At 64.5% G+C, this 17,107-nt stretch carries 19 protein-coding genes and 1 pseudogene; 12 read left to right on the top strand and 8 right to left on the bottom strand.

The window, feature by feature from the left end:
• Positions 1 to 17 precede the first annotated feature (17 nt).
• Complete coding sequence (locus K408_RS0108520) at positions 18 to 362, bottom strand: cupin domain-containing protein (RefSeq protein ID WP_024338183.1); 345 nt, start codon at positions 360 to 362, stop codon at positions 18 to 20.
• A gap of 175 nt (positions 363 to 537) precedes the next feature.
• On the opposite strand from K408_RS0108520, the gene K408_RS0108515 reads away from it, so the two are divergent.
• Both K408_RS0108515 and K408_RS0108510 read left to right on the top strand, forming a co-directional pair.
• Positions 538 to 1,200 (top strand): SRPBCC family protein, encoded by a 663-nt coding sequence (locus tag K408_RS0108515; protein ID WP_024338182.1) that lies wholly within the window; start codon positions 538 to 540, stop codon positions 1,198 to 1,200.
• The gene (locus K408_RS0108510; RefSeq protein WP_024338181.1) at positions 1,200 to 1,562 is read left to right on the top strand and encodes an ArsR/SmtB family transcription factor; all 363 of its coding nucleotides are present in this window, start codon (positions 1,200 to 1,202) and stop codon (positions 1,560 to 1,562) included. Before K408_RS0108515 ends, K408_RS0108510 begins: the two co-directional genes overlap by 1 nt.
• A 54-nt stretch (positions 1,563 to 1,616) precedes the next feature.
• Here K408_RS0108510 and K408_RS0108505 read toward each other — a convergent pair whose 3' ends face one another.
• Complete coding sequence (locus tag K408_RS0108505; RefSeq protein WP_024338180.1) at positions 1,617 to 2,126, bottom strand: peptide deformylase; 510 nt, start codon at positions 2,124 to 2,126, stop codon at positions 1,617 to 1,619.
• 77 nt (positions 2,127 to 2,203) lie between these two features.
• Here K408_RS0108505 and K408_RS0108500 point away from each other — a divergent pair, with 77 nt between their 5' ends.
• The 3 genes from K408_RS0108500 to K408_RS0108490 all read left to right on the top strand — a co-directional run bounded on the left by K408_RS0108500 (position 2,204) and on the right by K408_RS0108490 (position 5,003).
• Positions 2,204 to 2,788: a TetR/AcrR family transcriptional regulator gene (locus tag K408_RS0108500; RefSeq protein WP_024338179.1), complete on the top strand. Its 585-nt coding sequence runs from the start codon at positions 2,204 to 2,206 to the stop codon at positions 2,786 to 2,788.
• Between the two features lie 80 nt (positions 2,789 to 2,868).
• Entirely contained in the window at positions 2,869 to 3,441 is a 573-nt protein-coding gene (locus K408_RS0108495; RefSeq protein WP_024338178.1) for a membrane protein, read from the top strand.
• A 344-nt stretch (positions 3,442 to 3,785) separates the two neighbouring features.
• A complete protein-coding gene (locus tag K408_RS0108490; protein ID WP_024338177.1) occupies positions 3,786 to 5,003 on the top strand; it encodes an MFS transporter in 1,218 nt (405 codons plus the stop codon).
• A 21-nt stretch (positions 5,004 to 5,024) separates the two neighbouring features.
• Here the strand turns inward: K408_RS0108490 and K408_RS0108485 are convergent, their stop codons facing one another.
• The gene (locus K408_RS0108485; RefSeq protein WP_024338176.1) at positions 5,025 to 5,411 is read right to left on the bottom strand and encodes an ester cyclase; all 387 of its coding nucleotides are present in this window, start codon (positions 5,409 to 5,411) and stop codon (positions 5,025 to 5,027) included.
• Between the two features lie 55 nt (positions 5,412 to 5,466).
• Positions 5,467 to 6,339: a bifunctional helix-turn-helix transcriptional regulator/GNAT family N-acetyltransferase gene (locus tag K408_RS0108480; RefSeq protein ID WP_024338175.1), complete on the bottom strand. Its 873-nt coding sequence runs from the start codon at positions 6,337 to 6,339 to the stop codon at positions 5,467 to 5,469.
• Positions 6,340 to 6,497: 158 nt separating this feature from the next.
• On the opposite strand from K408_RS0108480, the gene K408_RS0108475 reads away from it, so the two are divergent.
• The 4 genes from K408_RS0108475 (at position 6,498) to K408_RS0108460 (ending at position 10,644) form a co-directional block, all read left to right on the top strand.
• On the top strand, positions 6,498 to 8,162 hold the full coding sequence (locus tag K408_RS0108475; protein WP_024338174.1) for an acetolactate synthase large subunit: 1,665 nt from the start codon (positions 6,498 to 6,500) through the stop codon (positions 8,160 to 8,162).
• A gap of 180 nt (positions 8,163 to 8,342) precedes the next feature.
• The gene (locus K408_RS0108470; protein ID WP_024338173.1) at positions 8,343 to 8,690 is read left to right on the top strand and encodes a Lin0512 family protein; all 348 of its coding nucleotides are present in this window, start codon (positions 8,343 to 8,345) and stop codon (positions 8,688 to 8,690) included.
• 4 nt (positions 8,691 to 8,694) lie between these two features.
• On the top strand, positions 8,695 to 9,387 hold the full coding sequence (locus K408_RS0108465; RefSeq protein WP_024338172.1) for a GNAT family N-acetyltransferase: 693 nt from the start codon (positions 8,695 to 8,697) through the stop codon (positions 9,385 to 9,387).
• 69 nt (positions 9,388 to 9,456) lie between these two features.
• A complete protein-coding gene (locus K408_RS0108460) occupies positions 9,457 to 10,644 on the top strand; it encodes a serine hydrolase domain-containing protein (protein ID WP_024338171.1) in 1,188 nt (395 codons plus the stop codon).
• Between the two features lie 81 nt (positions 10,645 to 10,725).
• Here the strand turns inward: K408_RS0108460 and K408_RS0108455 are convergent, their stop codons facing one another.
• Positions 10,726 to 12,066 carry an RtcB family protein gene (locus K408_RS0108455; RefSeq protein ID WP_024338170.1) on the bottom strand — a complete coding sequence of 447 codons (1,341 nt, stop codon included), beginning with the start codon at positions 12,064 to 12,066 and terminating at the stop codon, positions 10,726 to 10,728.
• Positions 12,067 to 12,179: 113 nt separating this feature from the next.
• Entirely contained in the window at positions 12,180 to 13,505 is a 1,326-nt protein-coding gene (locus K408_RS0108450; RefSeq protein WP_024338169.1) for a TROVE domain-containing protein, read from the bottom strand.
• Positions 13,506 to 14,729: 1,224 nt separating this feature from the next.
• Between K408_RS0108450 and K408_RS0108440 the strand changes: the two genes are divergently transcribed.
• Entirely contained in the window at positions 14,730 to 15,398 is a 669-nt protein-coding gene (locus K408_RS0108440; RefSeq protein WP_024338167.1) for a DUF429 domain-containing protein, read from the top strand.
• A 5-nt stretch (positions 15,399 to 15,403) separates the two neighbouring features.
• Here the strand turns inward: K408_RS0108440 and K408_RS0108435 are convergent, their stop codons facing one another.
• Positions 15,404 to 15,721: a hypothetical protein gene (locus tag K408_RS0108435; RefSeq protein ID WP_155248329.1), complete on the bottom strand. Its 318-nt coding sequence runs from the start codon at positions 15,719 to 15,721 to the stop codon at positions 15,404 to 15,406.
• A gap of 50 nt (positions 15,722 to 15,771) precedes the next feature.
• Between K408_RS0108435 and K408_RS42680 the strand changes: the two genes are divergently transcribed.
• Together K408_RS42680 and K408_RS37805 are read left to right on the top strand one after the other, a co-directional pair.
• A complete protein-coding gene (locus tag K408_RS42680; protein ID WP_196232360.1) occupies positions 15,772 to 15,918 on the top strand; it encodes a hypothetical protein in 147 nt (48 codons plus the stop codon).
• Between the two features lie 96 nt (positions 15,919 to 16,014).
• Positions 16,015 to 16,718, top strand: a pseudogene (locus K408_RS37805) (glutathione S-transferase family protein).
• A 7-nt stretch (positions 16,719 to 16,725) separates the two neighbouring features.
• Here K408_RS37805 and K408_RS0108420 read toward each other — a convergent pair.
• On the bottom strand, positions 16,726 to 17,097 hold the full coding sequence (locus K408_RS0108420) for a tRNA-binding protein (RefSeq protein WP_024338165.1): 372 nt from the start codon (positions 17,095 to 17,097) through the stop codon (positions 16,726 to 16,728).
• Positions 17,098 to 17,107: the final 10 nt, after the last annotated feature.

The following is a 17,107-nucleotide window of genomic DNA, read 5'->3' as shown; positions in this document are numbered from 1 at the left end:
CCCCTCAAGCGGCGTCGTCACGCCTCCTGCCAATGCGGATAGGTGACGTAGGCGGTGACGGCGCCTTGCTCGTGTGAGCGGATCGTGACGGTCTCGCCCTTCGGCATATGGACGATCTCGCCGGGCCCCGCGGTCACGGTGTTGCCGTCGCTCGTGACCGACAGCTTGCCTTCGAGGACGATCATGACATCGTCGACCTTCATCGTCTCATCGAGATTTTGGTTCGGCGCGTAGCGGCCGAAACCGATCGTGATGGGGCCGCCGTGGCGTTGGTCGATCACATTGCCGGCGAAGATATCGCCGTCTTGTCCCGGCGAGCGTTCGAGCGAAGCGCCGGCGAGGGCGAATTTGCGAACTTTCATGACATCGTTCCGTCTTGTGTGGCTGGGGAGGCACGAATAGACGCCGTGGCCGTTGTTTGGTTCGCCTCGCCGCGCGAGGCGGTTTGACGCAGTGGAGCATTCATAATATAAGTATTGACTTATATAATTGGAAATCGATATTGGTTCGACAGGAGAACGCCAGGGAGAACCGAAAATGCAGATCGACGTCGCCCGGGTCTTGGGGCTTGTGACGCGCTCGGTGAGGAGCTTCGACAAGGACGGCAAGCCGGCGAGTGCGGTGACGCTGACGCGGCTCTACGACACCAGCGTCGACGATCTCTGGGACGCCGTGACCAGCAGGGAGCGCATCCCGCGCTGGTTCGCGCCGGTCGAGGGTGACCTTCGGCTCGGTGGACGCTACCAGGTCAAGGGCAATGCCGGCGGCACCATCACCTCCTGCACGCCGCCGACCCATTTTGCAGCGACGTGGGAATTCGGCGGCGCCACGAGCTGGATCGACGTCACTCTGAGCGCAGAGCGAAGCCAGGCGCGCTTGACGCTTGAGCACACCGCGATCATTGGGGATCATTGGGACCAGTTCGGCCCGGGTGCGGTGGGCATCGGTTGGGACCTCGCGCTTGCGGGTCTTGAGCGCTACCTTGCGACCGGAGCATCGGTCGATCATGAAACGGCCGAGGCCTGGATGGTCTCGCCGGAGGGCAAGGACTTTATGACGACAAGCGGCGAATCTTGGCGTGCGGCGCATGTGGCAGGCGGGGTCGATCCGGCCACGGCGAAGGAGCGGTCGGACCGCACCATCGCCTTTTATCGCGGCGAGACGCCGCCCGATATCACGCATCCCGGCACAGGAAGCTGATGCACGCCTTCGAAGTCCTCGCCGATCCCGTGCGCCGTCGCATCCTCGAGCTGCTCGCGCCCGGGGAAATGGCATCCGGTGAGGTCGTCGAAGCGATCGGGGCCGAGTTCGGCATCACGCAGGCGGCAGTCTCGCAGCACCTCAAGGTGCTGCGCGAGAGCGGTTTTGCGACCGTGCGGGCGGAGGCGCAACGGCGCCTCTATTCGGTGGACGCTGCGGGCCTCCGCGCCGTGGATTCGTGGATCGGCCAGTTCAGGACGTTCTGGGAGCCGAAGCTCGATGCGCTGGCGACCGAGATCGCGCGAGGCAAACGCGAACGTCGCACCGCGCCAATGACCAAGCGCGGCGGGAAGAGGGCTTGAGCGTCGCAGCACAGTCCGGACTGCGGGAGCGTATATGGTGCCGCTCCGCTTCTCTCATCCAGCCTGTGAACTCCGCGACATCTTCTCGAACTTCTTGATCAGCCGCTCCCGCTTTAGCCGCGACAGCCGCTGGATCCAGAACATGCCGTCAAGCTGGTCAATTTCGTGCTGGTGACAGACCGCGCGCAAACCTTCCGACTCCTCGGCGTGCATGTTGCCGTCGAGATCCTGATAGCTGATCCGCACGCGGGCGTGACGCTGCACCTCGTCATTGATCCCCGGCATGGAGACGCTGCCCTCGCGATGCAGGATCATCTCGGGCGACCTCCATGTGATCTCCGGGTTGACGTAGGTCTGCGGGCCGGCCTCGGCATCGAGCTCCAGCACGACGACACGGAAGGGCACGCCGATATGCGGCGCCGTGATGCCGATGCCGGGCGCAGCGCGCATCGTATCAAGCAGGTCCAGCGCAAGCTCGCGCAAGGCGTCGTCGAAATCAGTGACCGGACGGGCAGGGCTCGCAAGCCGGCGGTCGGGGTAGCGGAGGACAGGGCGGATGGTCATGGAGGCTCCTACCACTCACGGATCATTGAAGCACTCTCATCTTGAGTATCTACCAACTGGAAGGTAGATGACTGGCCATGAGCAACGTTTCATCCACAGCCAACGACATTCTCGCCTGCGCGCGCACCCTGATCATCGCGGGCGGCTACAACGGCTTCAGCTACGCCGACATCGCCGATGTCGTCGGCATCCGCAAGCCGAGCATTCACCACCATTTCGCCAGCAAAGTCGATCTGGTCCGGACCCTCGTGTCGCGCTATCGCGAGGAGGCGCAAGCCGGACTGGCGGCGCTTGAACGCAACGTTGCGGATCCCGGCGAGCAGCTCAGAAGCTACATCGCGTACTGGGAGGTATGTATCAAGGACGCGACGGCTCCGTTCTGCGTGTGTGCGCTCCTGGCAAGCGAGCTTCCGATCTTGCCCGAGGAAGTCGCCGTTGAAGTGCGAGCTCATTTCCGCGCGCTGGCCTCGTGGCTGACCTCGGCGATGGAGCGCGGCAAGCGGCAGGGACGATTGCAACTCGCCAGCACGGCAAGGATCGAGGCGGAATCGTTTATGGCAACCGTTCACGGCGCGATGCTGTCGGCGCGCGCCTATGGCGATCCCAAGATGTTCGGGACCATCACGCGGCCGCTGCTGGATCGGCTTTCCAGCAGGCACTGAGGAGATCGACGCGGTGCAAGCCCGCGCGGTGGGCATGCATCCGCTTCGTAATCTACCAACTAGTAGGTAAGGAAAAAGAAGTGAGAGCTCATGAACTGACCTCGGATACGGCCGATCAATGGCTGAAGCAGTACTACTTCCTGCGGGCGGCGTTTTCCGTTGGCTGGGTCGTTCTGGCCTTGGCCATCGCGCCGTCATCTGCGGTGATCGCGGCGACGCTACTCGTTGCGTATCCGGCATGGGACGCCGCGGCCAACTATCTCGACGCGCTCTCGAACGGCGGGTTGAACCAGAACCGCACGCAGGGCCTCAACGTGCTCGTCAGCCTGGCGACCACCATTGCGGTCATCCTGGCCTTGCAGGTCAGCATGAACTGGGTGCTCGGAATCTTCGGCGCCTGGGCGATCCTGTCCGGATTGCTCCAACTCGGCACTGCCTTGCGGCGCTGGAAGCTGTTTGGCGCGCAATGGGCCATGGTTCTCAGCGGAGGCCAGTCGGCGCTGGCGGGCGGCTTCTTCATCTTTCAGGCCTCGATGCCAGCAATCCCGTCGATCTCGAATGTCGCGGGCTATGCCGCGGTCGGCGCGCTCTACTTCCTGGTCTCGGCGGTCTGGTTGACCGTCACGGATTGGCGGCGTCGTGCCGCCGCATGAAAATTCGCAGGGACGTCACGCCGCATACGGCGTGACGTCCCTGTGCGGGAACCGGCCGTCGAACGGACCAGCCGTGGTCACGATCGGAGTCGTGGACGAGATCAGGATCGGCGGGATGTGGCATTTGTGCCGGTGTTTTGCCCGACGAGTCAAAGGACGGTCCAGGCCTTGCACGTTGCTGACGCCGTAAGTCATTGATCCTGCAGCGACCGGCTACTGTGCATGGGGTTGTTTTCGCAGGCTTGTTGGCAGCTCGCAAACGATGCCACACAATATGCATCAGCTTGTCGACTGCGGCGGTTCCCGTTCGTCTTTCACCCAGACAGATCTGACGGGAGACCCAAATGACTTCTTCCAACTATCGCTGGGTGATCGTCGCCGCCGGCGGCCTGCTCGGCTGCGTCGCAGTCGGCGGCATGTTTTCGCTGCCGGTGTTCCTGCAGCCGATCGCAAAGGACACCGGGTGGTCGGTGACCGGCATTTCCAGCGCGATGACGGTCGGCTTCCTGGCGATGGCCTTCACCAGCATGGCCTGGGGCACGCTGACCGATCGCTTCGGCCCGTTGCCCGTGGTGCTGACGGGATCGATCGTGCTCACGCTCAGCCTGTTAGCCGCGAGCCATGCGACCTCGCTGATCGTGTTCCAGATCGTGTTCGGCCTCCTGGTCGGCGCGTCCTGTGCGGCGATCTTCGCGCCGATGATGGCGACCGTCACCGGCTGGTTCGACACAAACCGCAGCCTCGCGGTGTCGCTGGTCTCCGCCGGCATGGGCATGGCGCCGATGACGATGTCGCCGTTGGCGGCCTGGCTCGTCTCCGGCCACGACTGGCGCACCTCGATGCAGATCATCGCGCTCGTGGTCGGGGCCATCATGATCCCGGTCTCGTTCCTGGTGCGCCGTCCGCCGGCGCTCGCGCAGGCTGCTGTCGCACCGGGCGAGGGCGCTGCGCAGGCCGAGATGTCGATGGGCGACGCGCTGCGCTCGCCGCAATTCCTCATCCTGCTCGCGACCAACTTCTTCTGCTGCGCGACCCATTCGGGTCCGATCATCCACACCGTCAGCTATGCCGTGAGCTGCGGCATTCCGCTGGTCGCGGCGGTGACGATCTACAGCATCGAGGGGTTTGCCGGCCTGGGCGGGCGCATCGCCTTCGGCCTGATGGGCGACCGCTTCGGCGCCAAGCGCGTGCTGGTTTCTGGGCTGCTGCTGCAGGCCTTCGGCGCGCTCGCCTATGTCTTCGCCAACCAGCTTGCCACGTTCTACGCGGTCGGCGCCATCTTCGGCTTCATCTACGCCGGCACCATGCCGCTCTACGCCGTCCTCATCCGCGAGAACTTTCCGCTCAGGATGATGGGCACGGTGATCGGCGGCACGGCGATGGCCGGCAGCCTCGGCATGGCCACGGGCCCGCTCGCCGGCGGCCTGATCTACGACGCCTTCTCGAGCTACGCCTGGCTCTACATCGCCTCGTGGGCGATGGGCCTTGGTGCGTTCCTGATGGCGATGACGTTCCGGCCGTTCGCAAAGCCGCAAGGCGAGGTGGCGCCGGCGCCGGCGTGAGCTCCGGATGAAGGCGGGGCGTCAGAGTTGCGCCTCGATCGCGAGCTTGTCGATCACCGACCAGACCTGCCGGATCTTGCCGTCGCGAAATTCGTAGAACACGTTCTCGCAGAAGGACACGCGCTTGCCGTTGACGGCAAGACCCAGGAATGTCCCGACTGGTGCGCAATCGAACTTCAGTCGGGCGGCGATGCGGGGTGGCGCGGAGATCAGCATCTCGATGTGGAATTGCAGATCGGGAATCTCCCGAATGTCCCGTTCCAGCATCGCGCGATAGCCCGGCAGCCCGAGGGGCCGCGCGTTGTGGGCGACGTCTTCGTGCACGAATTGTCTGAGCGCCGGCCAGTCTCGCCGGTTCAGGCAGGCGATGTAGTCGCGGTAGAACTCGGCGAGCTCGTCTGTCGTCATGGCGAGGCTCCTGTGGTCCGGGTCGCAACGCACGAGCACCGCAAACAGGTCCAGCTCAGAGGCGCTTCTCGAAGAAGAGGTCCGGATAGGGATCATCGTTGAAGCGGGGAATCTCGCGCCAGCCCGTGCTGCGATAGAGCTGGCCGGCTTCGGGCAGCGCGCTGTTGGTGTCGAGCCGCAGCAGCCCGATGCCGAGTTCCCGCGCTGCATCCTCGGCTGCATCCATCAGGCGCCGGCCGAGCCGCAATCCGCGGGCTGCCGGCGCGACCCACAGCCGCTTGATCTCGGCGTAGCCGTGATCAGTTCCCTTCAACCCGACGCAACCGATCGGCAGTGTGTCCGACATCGCGACGATGAAGGTGCCGCGCGGCCGGCGCATGTCCTTGGCATCAGGATCGCGCGAGAGCGAGACGTCGAAGCCCTGGCTGAAGCGGCGCCCGAGCTCGGCATAGTACTCGCCGAGGCAGTAGCGCGCCTGTTCGCTCCGCGGGTCCACCTCGTCAAGTGCGACGCGCTCGCGCGTCAGCGCGGAGGCAATCAGGTCCATTGCCGCCAATAAGGCCTCGCGCTGCGAATGTTGCGCGAGGAGGCCTTCCGCCTGCGCGTTCGACAGCGCTTCGTAGGCCGCGAACTCGCGCCGGCCCGCGCGCGTCAATTTTGCGACACGCCGCCGCGCATCGTCCTCATGCGCGGCGGTCTCGATCAGCCCCTCGTCTTCGAGGCTGCGCAGCAGGCGGCTCATCAGCCCTGAATCGAGAGCGAGATAGTCGCGGATCTCCGCCACATCGGAACGCCCGTGCCCGATCGCATTGAGCACGCGCGCCGCACCAAGCGGCCGGCCGCGTCCGAGAAAGGAGGTGTCGAGCGCGCCGACGGCGGAGGTGACGGCACGGTTGAAGCGGCGGACGCGGGAGACCGGGTCGAGCATGATGTCTGACTTTAGTCAGATAAAATGACCTGTCAACGGTGGCGAACCGATCGGGCGCAATTGTGCGCCTCATTGTGAGTTGTGCCGGAGCGGAAGCTCGCTACCATGTGCCGGCTGCGGCGGCACGCGGCCGAGCCAGCACAGCAAGCGGAGACGACATGAGCGGGCAGGAGCGCAAGGTCAAGGGATCGGATCTGTTCGTTGCGGCGCTTGAGAATGAGGGCGTTGACAAAATCTTCGGCATTCCCGGCGAAGAGAATCTCGATCTGGTCGAATCCCTCCGCACCTCCAAAATCGAGCTGATCCTGACCCGCCACGAGCAGGCTGCGGCCTTCATGGCCGCTACCCATGGTCGGCTGACCGGGAAGCCCGGCGTCTGTCTGTCGACACTTGGTCCTGGTGCTCTCAACCTGTCTACGGGCGCCGCCTACGCGCATCTCGGTGCCATGCCGATGATCCTGATCACCGGACAGAAGCCGATCATGAGCAGCCGGCAGGCGCGCTTTCAGATCGTGGACGTGGTCGCGACCATGAAGCCGCTGACGAAGCTGTCGCGGCAGATCGTCAGCGCCTCCAGCATCCCGACCGTGGTGCGCGATGCCTTTCGCGTCGCGATGGAGGAGCGGCCCGGGCCGGTGCATCTCGAGCTGCCCGAGGACATCGCGGGCGATGAAGTGCCGCCGGCTCCCGTGATTCCGGTTCATCCGATCGAGATTCCGGTTGCCCATCACGTTGCGCTCGATCGGGCCGCCGAACTGATTTTGGCAGCAAAGCGTCCGCTGGTGATGATGGGCGCTGCGACCAGCCGACCGCGATCGACGCATGGCATCGCAAGCTTCGTGCAGCGGACCGGGATTCCGTTCTTCACCACGCAAATGGGGAAGGGCACCGTGCCCGGCGGCACCAACCTCTACATGGGCACGGCAGCGCTGTCCGAGCGAGACTACGTCCACGACGCGATCGATGCGGCTGATGTGATCGTCGCCATCGGACACGACCCGATCGAGAAGCCGCCATTCATCATGGGGCCGGCGGGCCCGAAGGTGATTCACGTGAGCTACACGCCGGCGAGCGTGGAGCTGGTCTACTTTCCCGACGCCGAGGTCGTCGGCGACGTCGGCCCAAGTCTGGAGCTGCTCGCGGATCGGATCGAAGGCAGGCTGCCGCAGGCGGCGGCGCTGCTCCCGCTGCGCGAAGAGATATTGAAGCACCTCGCCGACCGGGCCACCGAAGCGCGCTGGCCGCCGACCCCGCAGCGGATCGTGCACGACATCCGCCGGGTGATCCCGGAGAACGGCATCGTCGCGCTCGACAACGGCATGTACAAGATCTGGTTCGCGCGCAACTACCGCACCCGAGTCGCGAACACGCTGCTGCTCGACAACGCGCTTGCGACCATGGGCGCCGGCCTCCCGTCGGCGATGATGGCCGCGATGCTATATCCCGACCGCCGCGTGCTCGCCATTGCCGGCGACGGTGGTTTCATGATGAACAGCCAGGAGATGGAGACGGCTGTCCGACTCAAGCTCAATCTGGTCGTGCTGGTGCTGGAGGACAATGCCTACGGCATGATCCGCTGGAAGCAGGCCGTCGATCGTTTCGCTGACTACGGCATGACCTTCCGCAATCCCGACTTCGTTGTCTACGGGAAGGCTTATGGCGCGAAAGGACATCGCATCGAGAGCATCGACCGCTTCGGACCGACGCTGGAAGAGGCATTCCAGGAGGGCGGCGTGCATCTGGTCTCCATCCCGGTCGATTATTCGGAGAACGTGCGAGTGCTGGTGGATGAGCTAAGGGCGCACGAGAAGGCAAAGGCGTGAGTCTGGGCCTTCTCCGCTACACACGTCATTGCGAGGGCAGCGAAGCAATCCAGAATCGTTCTTGAGAGGCGGCTGGATTGGTCCGTCGCTTCCGCTCGTCGCAATGACGGAGTATGCGGATCGGCCCAAATGCGATAACAATCCGCTTGAGCATTACCAACCCAACCACAGGACTATGAAATGACCCGCGTTCGTTGTGTCACCGAGATGGGCATGGGCGTCGACGTTCACGGCAGGGACGCTACCAAGGCGGCAAAGCGCGCGGTGTCCGATGCGATCCGACATTCGAGCCTCGGCTTCTTCCGGATGATCGGGAAGACCGCGAACGACATGTTCGTCGACGTCACGATTGCGGTGCCCAACCCGGAGGCCGTCGACAAGGAAGCCGTCGCCAAGGAGCTGCCTTACGGCACCGTAACGGTTACGGCGGTCAAAGGCGGGCTGGAGATTCCCTCGGCCACGGAAGCGGCCAACGATCCGATCCTGATCGCCAATGCGGCCGTGATCGTCAGCTTCGACAAGGACTAGGCCAATGTCCGACACCGATCTGGCGCTGCTGGATCGTCCGATCTGGAGCGCGTTGACGACGAGCCAGAGGCACCTGGCCGAAGGCGGCCCACGGGCGCTGCGCTATCCCGTGGACATGACGCCGTTTGCCGACATGGCCGACATGTCGGCGGAAAGCTTTGCTGCGCTCGGTGATCTGCTGTCCGGTTCTCAGGTGGCTGCGCTGTTCACGCCGGAGCCGGTCGAGGTTCCCGCGGGCTTCAAGGTGGTGCTCGCCGATACAGGTGAGCAGATGATCGGCTCGCCGGCCGACAGCCCGTTGCGCGATGCCGAGATCGTCACGTTGGGGGCGGCCGACGTGCCCGCGATGATGGCACTGACCGAGCTGACGAAGCCCGGTCCATTCGCGCGGCGTACTCATGAGCTCGGCACGTTCCTCGGCATTCGCTCCGGCGGCGAACTGGTTGCGATGACGGGGGAGCGCATGAAGCCGGGAAAGTTTGTCGAGATGACCGCCGTCTGCGTGCATCCGGACTACCGTGGGCGGGGCTACGCGCAGGCGTTGCTCGCGGCGGTCGCGCGCCGGATCGAGGCTCGCGGCGAGATTCCGTTCCTGCACGTGTTTTCCAGCAACACGTCGGCGATCGCGCTCTACGAACGGCAGGGCATGTGGATTCGCCGGCGCCTGCACGTCACTGCGCTAATGAAACAGGCATGAGCCGCGCGTAGGGCTTCATATTGCACGAATTCGCGCTATATCGATTCCAACCATAACAGGGGGGATTACATGGACGCCAGGACACCTGATTTTTCCGCCGCACGGACGGCGATGCAGCGCTACGTCGATCAGGAGATCATTCCAGGCGCATCCTGGGCGGTGCTGCGCGGGCGCGAAGTGCTCGATCAGCAATGCGTCGGCTTTGCCGATCGCGAGGCGAACACAGCGCTTCGGCCGGACCATATTTTCCGCGCGTTCTCCAACACCAAGATCTTCGTCACCTGCGCGATCATGCTGCTGGTCGAGGAAGGCGGCATCGGGCTCGATGACCCCGTCGAAAAGGTCCTGCCGCAGCTTGGCAATCGCAAGGTGCTGAAGCAGGGCGCGGCAAGTCTCTCGGACGTCGAGCCCGCAACAAGCCCGATCACGATCCGCAAGCTTCTGACCCACACCTCCGGCCTGAGCTACGGCATCTTCGATCCCGGCACGGTGCTGTTCAAGGGGTACAACGATGCGCGTGTGCTCAATCCTCTGACCCCGCTCTCGGACCTGATCGACAAGCTTGCCGATCTGCCGCTGTCCTATCATCCAGGCACGGCCTGGGAATATTCAGTGGCGACCGACGTACTCGGCCGTGTCGTTGAGGTCGTCTCGGGCCAGCCGCTCGACGTCTTTCTCAAAGCGCGCATCTTCGACCCGCTCGGCATGATCGATACCGGCTTCCACGTGCCGGAGGCGCAGCAGGGCAGGCTGGTCGCGCTCTACAATGGTGCTGACGTGCTTGACCCTATGAAGCCGGGTCTCACGCGTGCCGACAATCTTCCCTTTCCGCAGGCCTATCGGCGGCCATTCCCGAGGCTCTCGGGCGGCGGCGGTCTGGTCTCTACCTTGCCTGATATGCTCGCACTGGTGCGTGCGCTGCTGCCCGGGTCTGATGCGCTGCTGAAGCCGGCGACGCTGCGGCTGATGATGACGAACCAGCTAGGAGCGGGGCAGACCATCCGTTTCGCAACTCTCGGGCCGATCCCCGGCAAGGGCTTCGGTCTCGGCGGCGCCGTCACCTTCGCGCCGACGCCGTTCGACCCTCCGAATTCGACCGGCGAATTCCAGTGGGGCGGTCTTGCCGGCACCCATTGGTGGATCTGCCCGGAGGCCAATACTGCGGGTGTGCTGATGGCCCAGCGCTACATGGGCTTCTGGAATCCGTTCTTCTTCGAGTTCAAGCGGCTGGCCTACCAGGCCGTAGGCGCGAACTGACGCGAGAGTCGGCTCGTTCGTCTGTCTCAGGCTGCGACAAGGGCAAAGCGAGCGGGAGGTTGGGCCTCCCGCTCGTCGTTGTCAGTCCTTCCAGGGATCGAACTCGCCTTCGCCGGCCATCGCGACCGCGAACGGCCGCAACGTGTGCAGCACCTTCACGGTGCCCGCATGTTGCGCCAGCACGTCCGGCAGGCGGCGATAGGCCATCGGGCTCTCGTCGAGGTCGGCACCGATCAAGGTGACGCCGCGCTCGTTGAGCCACTGGTCCATCTCCGCCCGCGAGAAGCGCCGCTTCGCCTCCCTTCGTCCGAACAGGCGGCCGGCGCCGTGCACGGTCGAGTAGAGCGAGGCCCTGGCCTCCGGGCTGTCGACGCCTTCGAGGATGACGGCATCGTCGCCCATCGAGCCGCCGACGAATCCCTTCTGGCCGGGAAACGCCGGCGTCGCGCCCTTGCGCACCACCCACAGATCCTTGCCGTCGTGGGTCTCACGCCAGGCGTAGTTGTGGTGGTTGTGCACCGTCTCGGTCACGCTGCCGCCGATGATCTGGCGGACGCGCTCGACGACCCATTCGCGGCCCGCATAGGCATAGCGCCCGGCGAGCTGCATCGCCGCGATGTAGCGGCGGCCGAGCTCGCTGTCCTCGTCAACCACGGCCGGCGGAACGTTCATGCCGTCCTTGCCGCCGGCAGCCTTGAGGTAGCGCGTCGCGGAGGTGTGCCCGAGACCGCGGCTTCCGAAATGGACGCCGATCCAGACGAAGCCTTCCTCGTCGCGCATGAGGTCGACATAATGGTTGCCCGATCCGACAGTGCCGAGCTGGCTCACCGCTTTCTTGCGGTAATCCTCCATGTCGCTCTCGCGCCAGGCGTCGCCGTCGTCGAACAGTTCGTGCTCGGCCCGTTCGGCGTTGGCACGGCCGACGCCGAACGAGATCACCTTGGCGACGTCGCGGATGATCGTTGGAGCGATCTGCGCGATGTCGGCGAAGCGGGTGTCGAGCCGGGCCGCCATGTTGCCGCAGCCGATGTCGAAGCCGACGCCGGAGATGCTGATCTGCTTCTCATAGGCGATGACCCCGCCGACCGGCTGGGCGTAACCGAGATGGCCGTCGGCGCAGATCACGCCGGATACGACGTTGCCGACCGCCATGCAGTTGCGCATCTGCGCGATGGTCGCGTCCTCGTGCGGGCCGAACACCTTCAGCGGCGCATTCTGGAAGCGGGCGTCCTGGGTGCGGAACTCGGCGATGGAGTCTGCGGTGGCATTGGCCTCGCGGGCAAGATGCTCCTTGCGCGCGGCATCCTTGTACAGGCACCAGGCGGGCTGGCCGCGTCCTTCGCCGACGCGCGAGTCGGGATCGACGCCGGCGGCAAGGCAGAGCTCGCGGGCGCGTTCCATGTAGGGATCGGGTCGTCGCATGGTGGTGGGTCCTTGTCATTCCGCTCGCACAATCCTCGGGCGGGCGGATCAATCCGGTGAGTTCTAAAGCCCCGGGCGCAGTCTCCTGCGTCCGGGGCCGCTGTCGTTCCGCATCAGTTCGACGCCGTCTCCGACGCTGCGATCCACGCGACCACGGCCTCGGAGAAGCCGTTGACGCGGGTCCAGGCGCCGTGGCCGACACCGTGCTGATACGAGGCCACGTTGACCATGGTGCCGCGCGCCCTCGGCTCGGGCACCTGGTCGTGGCTCTGCTCGTCGGTGAAGACGATGAGGCGATCGCCCTTGCGGTCGATCTCCGTCACGGCCTTGCCGAGATAGGTTCCGCCATGCGGCTGCGAGTTGATGATCGCATCTCGAAGCGCGAAGCCGCGGCGGGGCGGGACCTTCACGACCTCGTTTGAGAAGGTGAAGATCTCGACCTCGTCGCAGATCTCGCGCGCGAGGATGGCAAGGCCACACGCCGCCTCCGCGCGCGTCATTTCCGACTGCGCGGAGAGGGTCGCGAACATCGAGCCCGACACGTCGATCAGGAGCCGGGTGCGGCCCGGAAGCCGTACATGGTCCTTGACCGATTTGAGCATCGCAGCCTCGAGCTCGGGCTCGAAGTCCGGCGCGTAGCGCGCCGCCGTGATGAAGCGATAGGGAAGGAGTCGATCCGTCCGCATCGCCTCGATCGCCCCTGCGATGGTCTCGCGCGGGACCAGCGCATTCTGCATCAGGCGCAGATTGCGCAGCAGCGCCAGGCCGCCGAGCTTGCGCTCGGCGATCAGCCGCTCGAAGGTCTCGCGCTTGTTCTTGCCGGCCGAGAGCGAAACCTCCCAGGTGTCGGGAGAGGCGAGCTCGCCATCGACGAACTGCTTCCACACCTTGGCCTGCCCGGCATCCTTCGGCTTGGCGTGGACCAGGAACAGCACGTCCCTGATCCGCACCGCGCCGTCGCGATCCCACTTGGCGAGCTGATAGGCGTCGAACTTGGTCAGCGCCCGGGCTAGGCCCTTCTTCACCTGCGCCGAAACCGGCTGACGCTTGCGCTGCTGCATCGGCCCCAGCGCATCCGTCCAGTAGATCGCGAGCAGCTCCGTCATCTCGTCGGGACGCTGGATCACCCGGGCGAGCGTGTCCGCGACAAGGCCGCGGTGCTTCTCGCTCCGCGCCATCTCGCGGATGACGAGCAGCGGCGCGTGCCGCAGCTTCATCACCTCGCGCGCCTCGATCGCAAGCTCTGCGACCTTGGCAGGCGCGACCTTGGGCACCAGGGCCTTGATGCGGTCGGCGATCGCAACGCCGTCCTCGTAGAACTGGTCCTCCCACAGGAGGCAGTTCATCAATGCCCGCTTCAGCTCCATCTCGGGCGTGAAGCGCCTCGCACGCGCGCCCTCCCGCGTGAAGGCGCGAACGATCTTGTTGAGCCTGACCATGACGGCCTCCTCTTGGGTTGATTGTGAATGAAACGGGGTGCCGGGGAACAAGCGAGGCTGTCCTGCCCACGAGGGGCTCCACATGCTCTACCGCTGAGCTACGGACTTGCGTCCGGAAGGAGTCGAACCTTCGACAGTGTGATTCACGAAGTAACAGCGCTCTTCACCACCGGCGCGAAAGGGACACGATCCGGGAACAGGCGATTCTGTGACCCGGCAAGCGCAAGCTTGCCGGAAAGCGCTCTATCCGCTGAGCTACCGGTGCATGGGACACCGGGCGGGATTCGAACCCGCGACCTCTCGCGTTGCAGGCGAAGTAACAGAAATCTTCACCACGGATCGTGATGGGGTTGGCGGGGAACGGGCGATGCTGTTGCCGCTCCGAGGAGCAAGAACTGAGCTACGGCATTTCAGCCGGCGAGATTCGAACCCGCGACCTCCGTCCTGGCAGGCCAGGACGGCGCTCTACCGAAGTAACAGACATCTTCACCACCGCCGGGCCGATGCTGTCGCACTGGCCGTTGATGGGTACGCTGGGGAACGGGCGATATCGGCTTTCAGTGACGACAACGCAGGGCCGTCCTTGCGGAGGGACCTGCGCCGGGCCGCGTGCGTACCTTTTCCGAGGCCGCATCCCGGTGCGTGTGTCAAAGGCAGGAGGCATCACCCGCTTTGCCTTGCGGAGAAGTATCCGACATCTTCACCACCAGCGTCGGTTGAGCCGCGACCACTCGCGGCAAACCGAGTTAAAAAAAATCTATCGCGGCGCTGTCGACGCGCCGCCGTTTGCGAACCCGTTGGGTTCGCTCTGCCATCGGTGTCCGGCTCATCGCCTCGTTCCCTCCGGCAGGCCCCGCGCACTTGGGCACGCGCCTTCTCAGCGCGAGCCCCGGGATCCGGGTCTCCCGTTCCGGCCGATGCCGGGTTGTTCGGTTGGGCCGCGCGGCGGGCAACAAAAAACCCTCCGGAGCGGCAGGCTCGGGAGGGTCCGTGAGAAGCGGACGGTCGATCTTGCGGTCAGGCAAGATCGCTCCCATGAGCCGGGCATGCAACATCGAATAGCTCTGGGCTATTCGGCATGCGGACAATTCTTTCGTAGCGGTGCAACATCGCTCGGTTCATGGTGTCTGTCGCAAACGGAAGTGTTTGCGAGGGCGCGGGACATACGCCCGCGACTTGTGAATGTCAAGCGAAGCTGCTCGAGCAAATTAAGATGACGCACGCATGACGTCGAATTTTCTCGGTCTCGATGGATTTCGTTTCGGCTGGGTCTCAGCCTGGATCGACGATCGTGGCGACCACGGCTTCGATTATTCACCGGGCCTGACGCGCCTGCTCGCGATGCGGCATGCGCGCGCGATGATCGACATGCCGATCGGATTGAAATCGAGCGGCTACCGCGCTTGCGATCTGCGGGCTCGCGAACTGGTAGGACCCGCCGTCTTTCTCGGTGCACGCCGCGACCTCTGGACCTTTCCCGACATGGCCGCAGCCAATCGCCATTACTGGGCGCACGAAGGCGAGGGGAGGGGAATATCGGTGCAGCTCTGGAACATCAGGGACAAGCTGAGAGAGGTCGACGACGCCATGACGCCGACCAGACAGGCGACGATCGGCGAGGCGCATCCGGAGTTGATCTTCTGGAATCTCGCTGGGCAAGTCCGTCTTGCAAAGAAGACGTCAGCGCAGGGGCTCGAACAGCGCATTTCGTTGCTTGAGCAACGCGGCTTCACGCGTTTGCCGAAATGGCTGAAGCTGCGTCACGGCACTGGCATCGCCCGCGACGACCTCATCGACGCGTGCGCCTGCGCGGTCGCGGCGCGCGACAGCAGGCAGCGCGTCGGCGGCAAGGAATTCGATCCGCGCGGATTGCGGATGGAGATCAACTACTGAATCGATCAATTCTCCCGATCGATCTCAGCTCCGAAATGCCTGCGACCGTTTCGGCTCGGGTCCAAGGAGTCGCTCTCGTCATCCAATCTTGCCGCTCTGGCTTCGTACGTCTCGGCCATTGCCCGCAGCCGCCGCGCGGCTGCGTCATGGGCGAGATTGTTCGCGACGCGGCGACAGCGTTTGGCGTGGTCGAGCAGGGCGCGCTTCTCGATGTTCATCTGCCTACAACGCGCAAGCATCGCCGATGCTCCCATCCAATCACCTTGTCGGCTTGTCATTAATCGGGAAAAATAGGCAATATTTTCGCAGAAGGCGCGGAACATGGTGCTGGAGCTGACGTTGAGGGCAAAAGACGTCAGTGGGAAGAACGATCATGTATGATGTTCGCCAGTGGGCGACTGCGATGCTTGCGATTTCATTCACGGCCATGCTGCTGGTGACAGGCCGATGGTTTATCGACTATCGATTGCAGCATGAGACAAGGACTCCGGTCGTGGCTTCCGCGACGGTGCCGCTGTAGGTCGCCTTGAGCGACGCTCCGCCTCGAGCGCTGACCTTGCCCCGTTCGCCGGCTCGCCTAGATTAGACCACATCGTGCGATGCAGCCGGAGTGCCGATGTCTGATCTATCCGTTTTCCCCATCACCAAGCGCTGGCCGGCCAGGCCTCCCGAGCTGCTTCAGCTCTACTCCTGCCCACGCCGAACGGCGTCAAGGTCTCGATCATGCTGGAGGAGATCGGGCTGCCTTACGAGGTTCATCTCGTCGATTTCGGCAAGGACGATCAGAAGACGGCCGAATTCCTCTCGCTCAATCCGAACGGCAAGATTCCCGCAATTCTCGATCCCGACGGCCCCGGCGGCAGGCCGCTGCCGCTGTTCGAGTCCGGCGCGATCCTGCAATACCTCGCGGAGAAGACGGGCAAGCTGCTGCCGGTAGACGCCGTGCGCCGCTACCAGACCATCCAGTGGGTGCACTTCCAGATGGGCGGCATCGGGCCGATGTTCGGCCAGGTGGGCTTCTTTCACAAATTTGCCGGCAAGGATTTCGAGGACAAGCGGCCCCGTGACCGCTACGTCGCGGAAGCCAAGCGCCTGCTTGGCGTGATGGAGACGCATCTTTCCATCCGGCAATGGTTCATGGATGACGACTACACTATCGCCGACATCTCCATGCTCGGCTGGGTGCGCAATCTCATCGGCTTCTACGGGGCGGGCGATCTCGTCGAGTTCAGCCAGTTCAAGACCGTCGGTGCCTGGCTCGAACGCGGCCTTGCGCGTCCGGCGGTGCAGCGCGGGTTGAGCATTCCGCAGCGGCCGTGATGCTTCATTAGAACAGCCGGCCGCCGTTCGGCACGGGCTTGCTCGGCTGCACCAGCACGACCTTGCCGTTCGCATCGGGGAAGCCGAGCGTCAGCACCTCGGAGACGACGGGGCCGATCTGGCGCGGCGGGAAGTTGACGACGGCCGCGACCTGCTGCCCCACGAGACTATCGAGTGGGTGATTTTCGGTGATCTGGGCCGAGCTCTTGCGCACGCCGATGACGGGGCCGAAATCGATCCACAGCCGCCACGCCGGCTTGCGCGCCTCCGGAAACGGCTTGGCGTCGACGATCGTGCCGACGCGGACATCGACCGCGAGGAAGCTGTTGAAGTCGATGGTCGGCGAGGCGGCGGCTGCGGGATCGTGCGTCACGTGCATGGGATGTCCG

It is taken from the genome of Bradyrhizobium sp. in8p8 (assembly GCF_000426845.1).
Taxonomy (GTDB): Bacteria; Pseudomonadota; Alphaproteobacteria; order Rhizobiales; family Xanthobacteraceae; genus Bradyrhizobium; species Bradyrhizobium japonicum_C.
Note: the sequence above shows the minus strand (reverse complement) of the source record. Positions and strands in the feature narration are given on the sequence as shown.

Coding starts and splice junctions, on each gene's coding strand:
- K408_RS0108520 (WP_024338183.1), bottom strand. CDS start 362: ATGAAAGTTCGCAAATTCGCCCTCGCCGGCGCTTCGCTCGAACGCTCG.
- K408_RS0108515 (WP_024338182.1), top strand. CDS start 538: ATGCAGATCGACGTCGCCCGGGTCTTGGGGCTTGTGACGCGCTCGGTG.
- K408_RS0108510 (WP_024338181.1), top strand. CDS start 1,200: ATGCACGCCTTCGAAGTCCTCGCCGATCCCGTGCGCCGTCGCATCCTC.
- K408_RS0108505 (WP_024338180.1), bottom strand. CDS start 2,126: ATGACCATCCGCCCTGTCCTCCGCTACCCCGACCGCCGGCTTGCGAGC.
- K408_RS0108500 (WP_024338179.1), top strand. CDS start 2,204: ATGAGCAACGTTTCATCCACAGCCAACGACATTCTCGCCTGCGCGCGC.
- K408_RS0108490 (WP_024338177.1), top strand. CDS start 3,786: ATGACTTCTTCCAACTATCGCTGGGTGATCGTCGCCGCCGGCGGCCTG.
- K408_RS0108485 (WP_024338176.1), bottom strand. CDS start 5,411: ATGACGACAGACGAGCTCGCCGAGTTCTACCGCGACTACATCGCCTGC.
- K408_RS0108480 (WP_024338175.1), bottom strand. CDS start 6,339: ATGCTCGACCCGGTCTCCCGCGTCCGCCGCTTCAACCGTGCCGTCACC.
- K408_RS0108475 (WP_024338174.1), top strand. CDS start 6,498: ATGAGCGGGCAGGAGCGCAAGGTCAAGGGATCGGATCTGTTCGTTGCG.
- K408_RS0108470 (WP_024338173.1), top strand. CDS start 8,343: ATGACCCGCGTTCGTTGTGTCACCGAGATGGGCATGGGCGTCGACGTT.
- K408_RS0108465 (WP_024338172.1), top strand. CDS start 8,695: ATGTCCGACACCGATCTGGCGCTGCTGGATCGTCCGATCTGGAGCGCG.
- K408_RS0108460 (WP_024338171.1), top strand. CDS start 9,457: ATGGACGCCAGGACACCTGATTTTTCCGCCGCACGGACGGCGATGCAG.
- K408_RS0108455 (WP_024338170.1), bottom strand. CDS start 12,066: ATGCGACGACCCGATCCCTACATGGAACGCGCCCGCGAGCTCTGCCTT.
- K408_RS0108450 (WP_024338169.1), bottom strand. CDS start 13,505: ATGGTCAGGCTCAACAAGATCGTTCGCGCCTTCACGCGGGAGGGCGCG.
- K408_RS0108440 (WP_024338167.1), top strand. CDS start 14,730: ATGACGTCGAATTTTCTCGGTCTCGATGGATTTCGTTTCGGCTGGGTC.
- K408_RS0108435 (WP_155248329.1), bottom strand. CDS start 15,721: ATGTTCCGCGCCTTCTGCGAAAATATTGCCTATTTTTCCCGATTAATG.
- K408_RS42680 (WP_196232360.1), top strand. CDS start 15,772: ATGTATGATGTTCGCCAGTGGGCGACTGCGATGCTTGCGATTTCATTC.
- K408_RS0108420 (WP_024338165.1), bottom strand. CDS start 17,097: ATGCACGTGACGCACGATCCCGCAGCCGCCGCCTCGCCGACCATCGAC.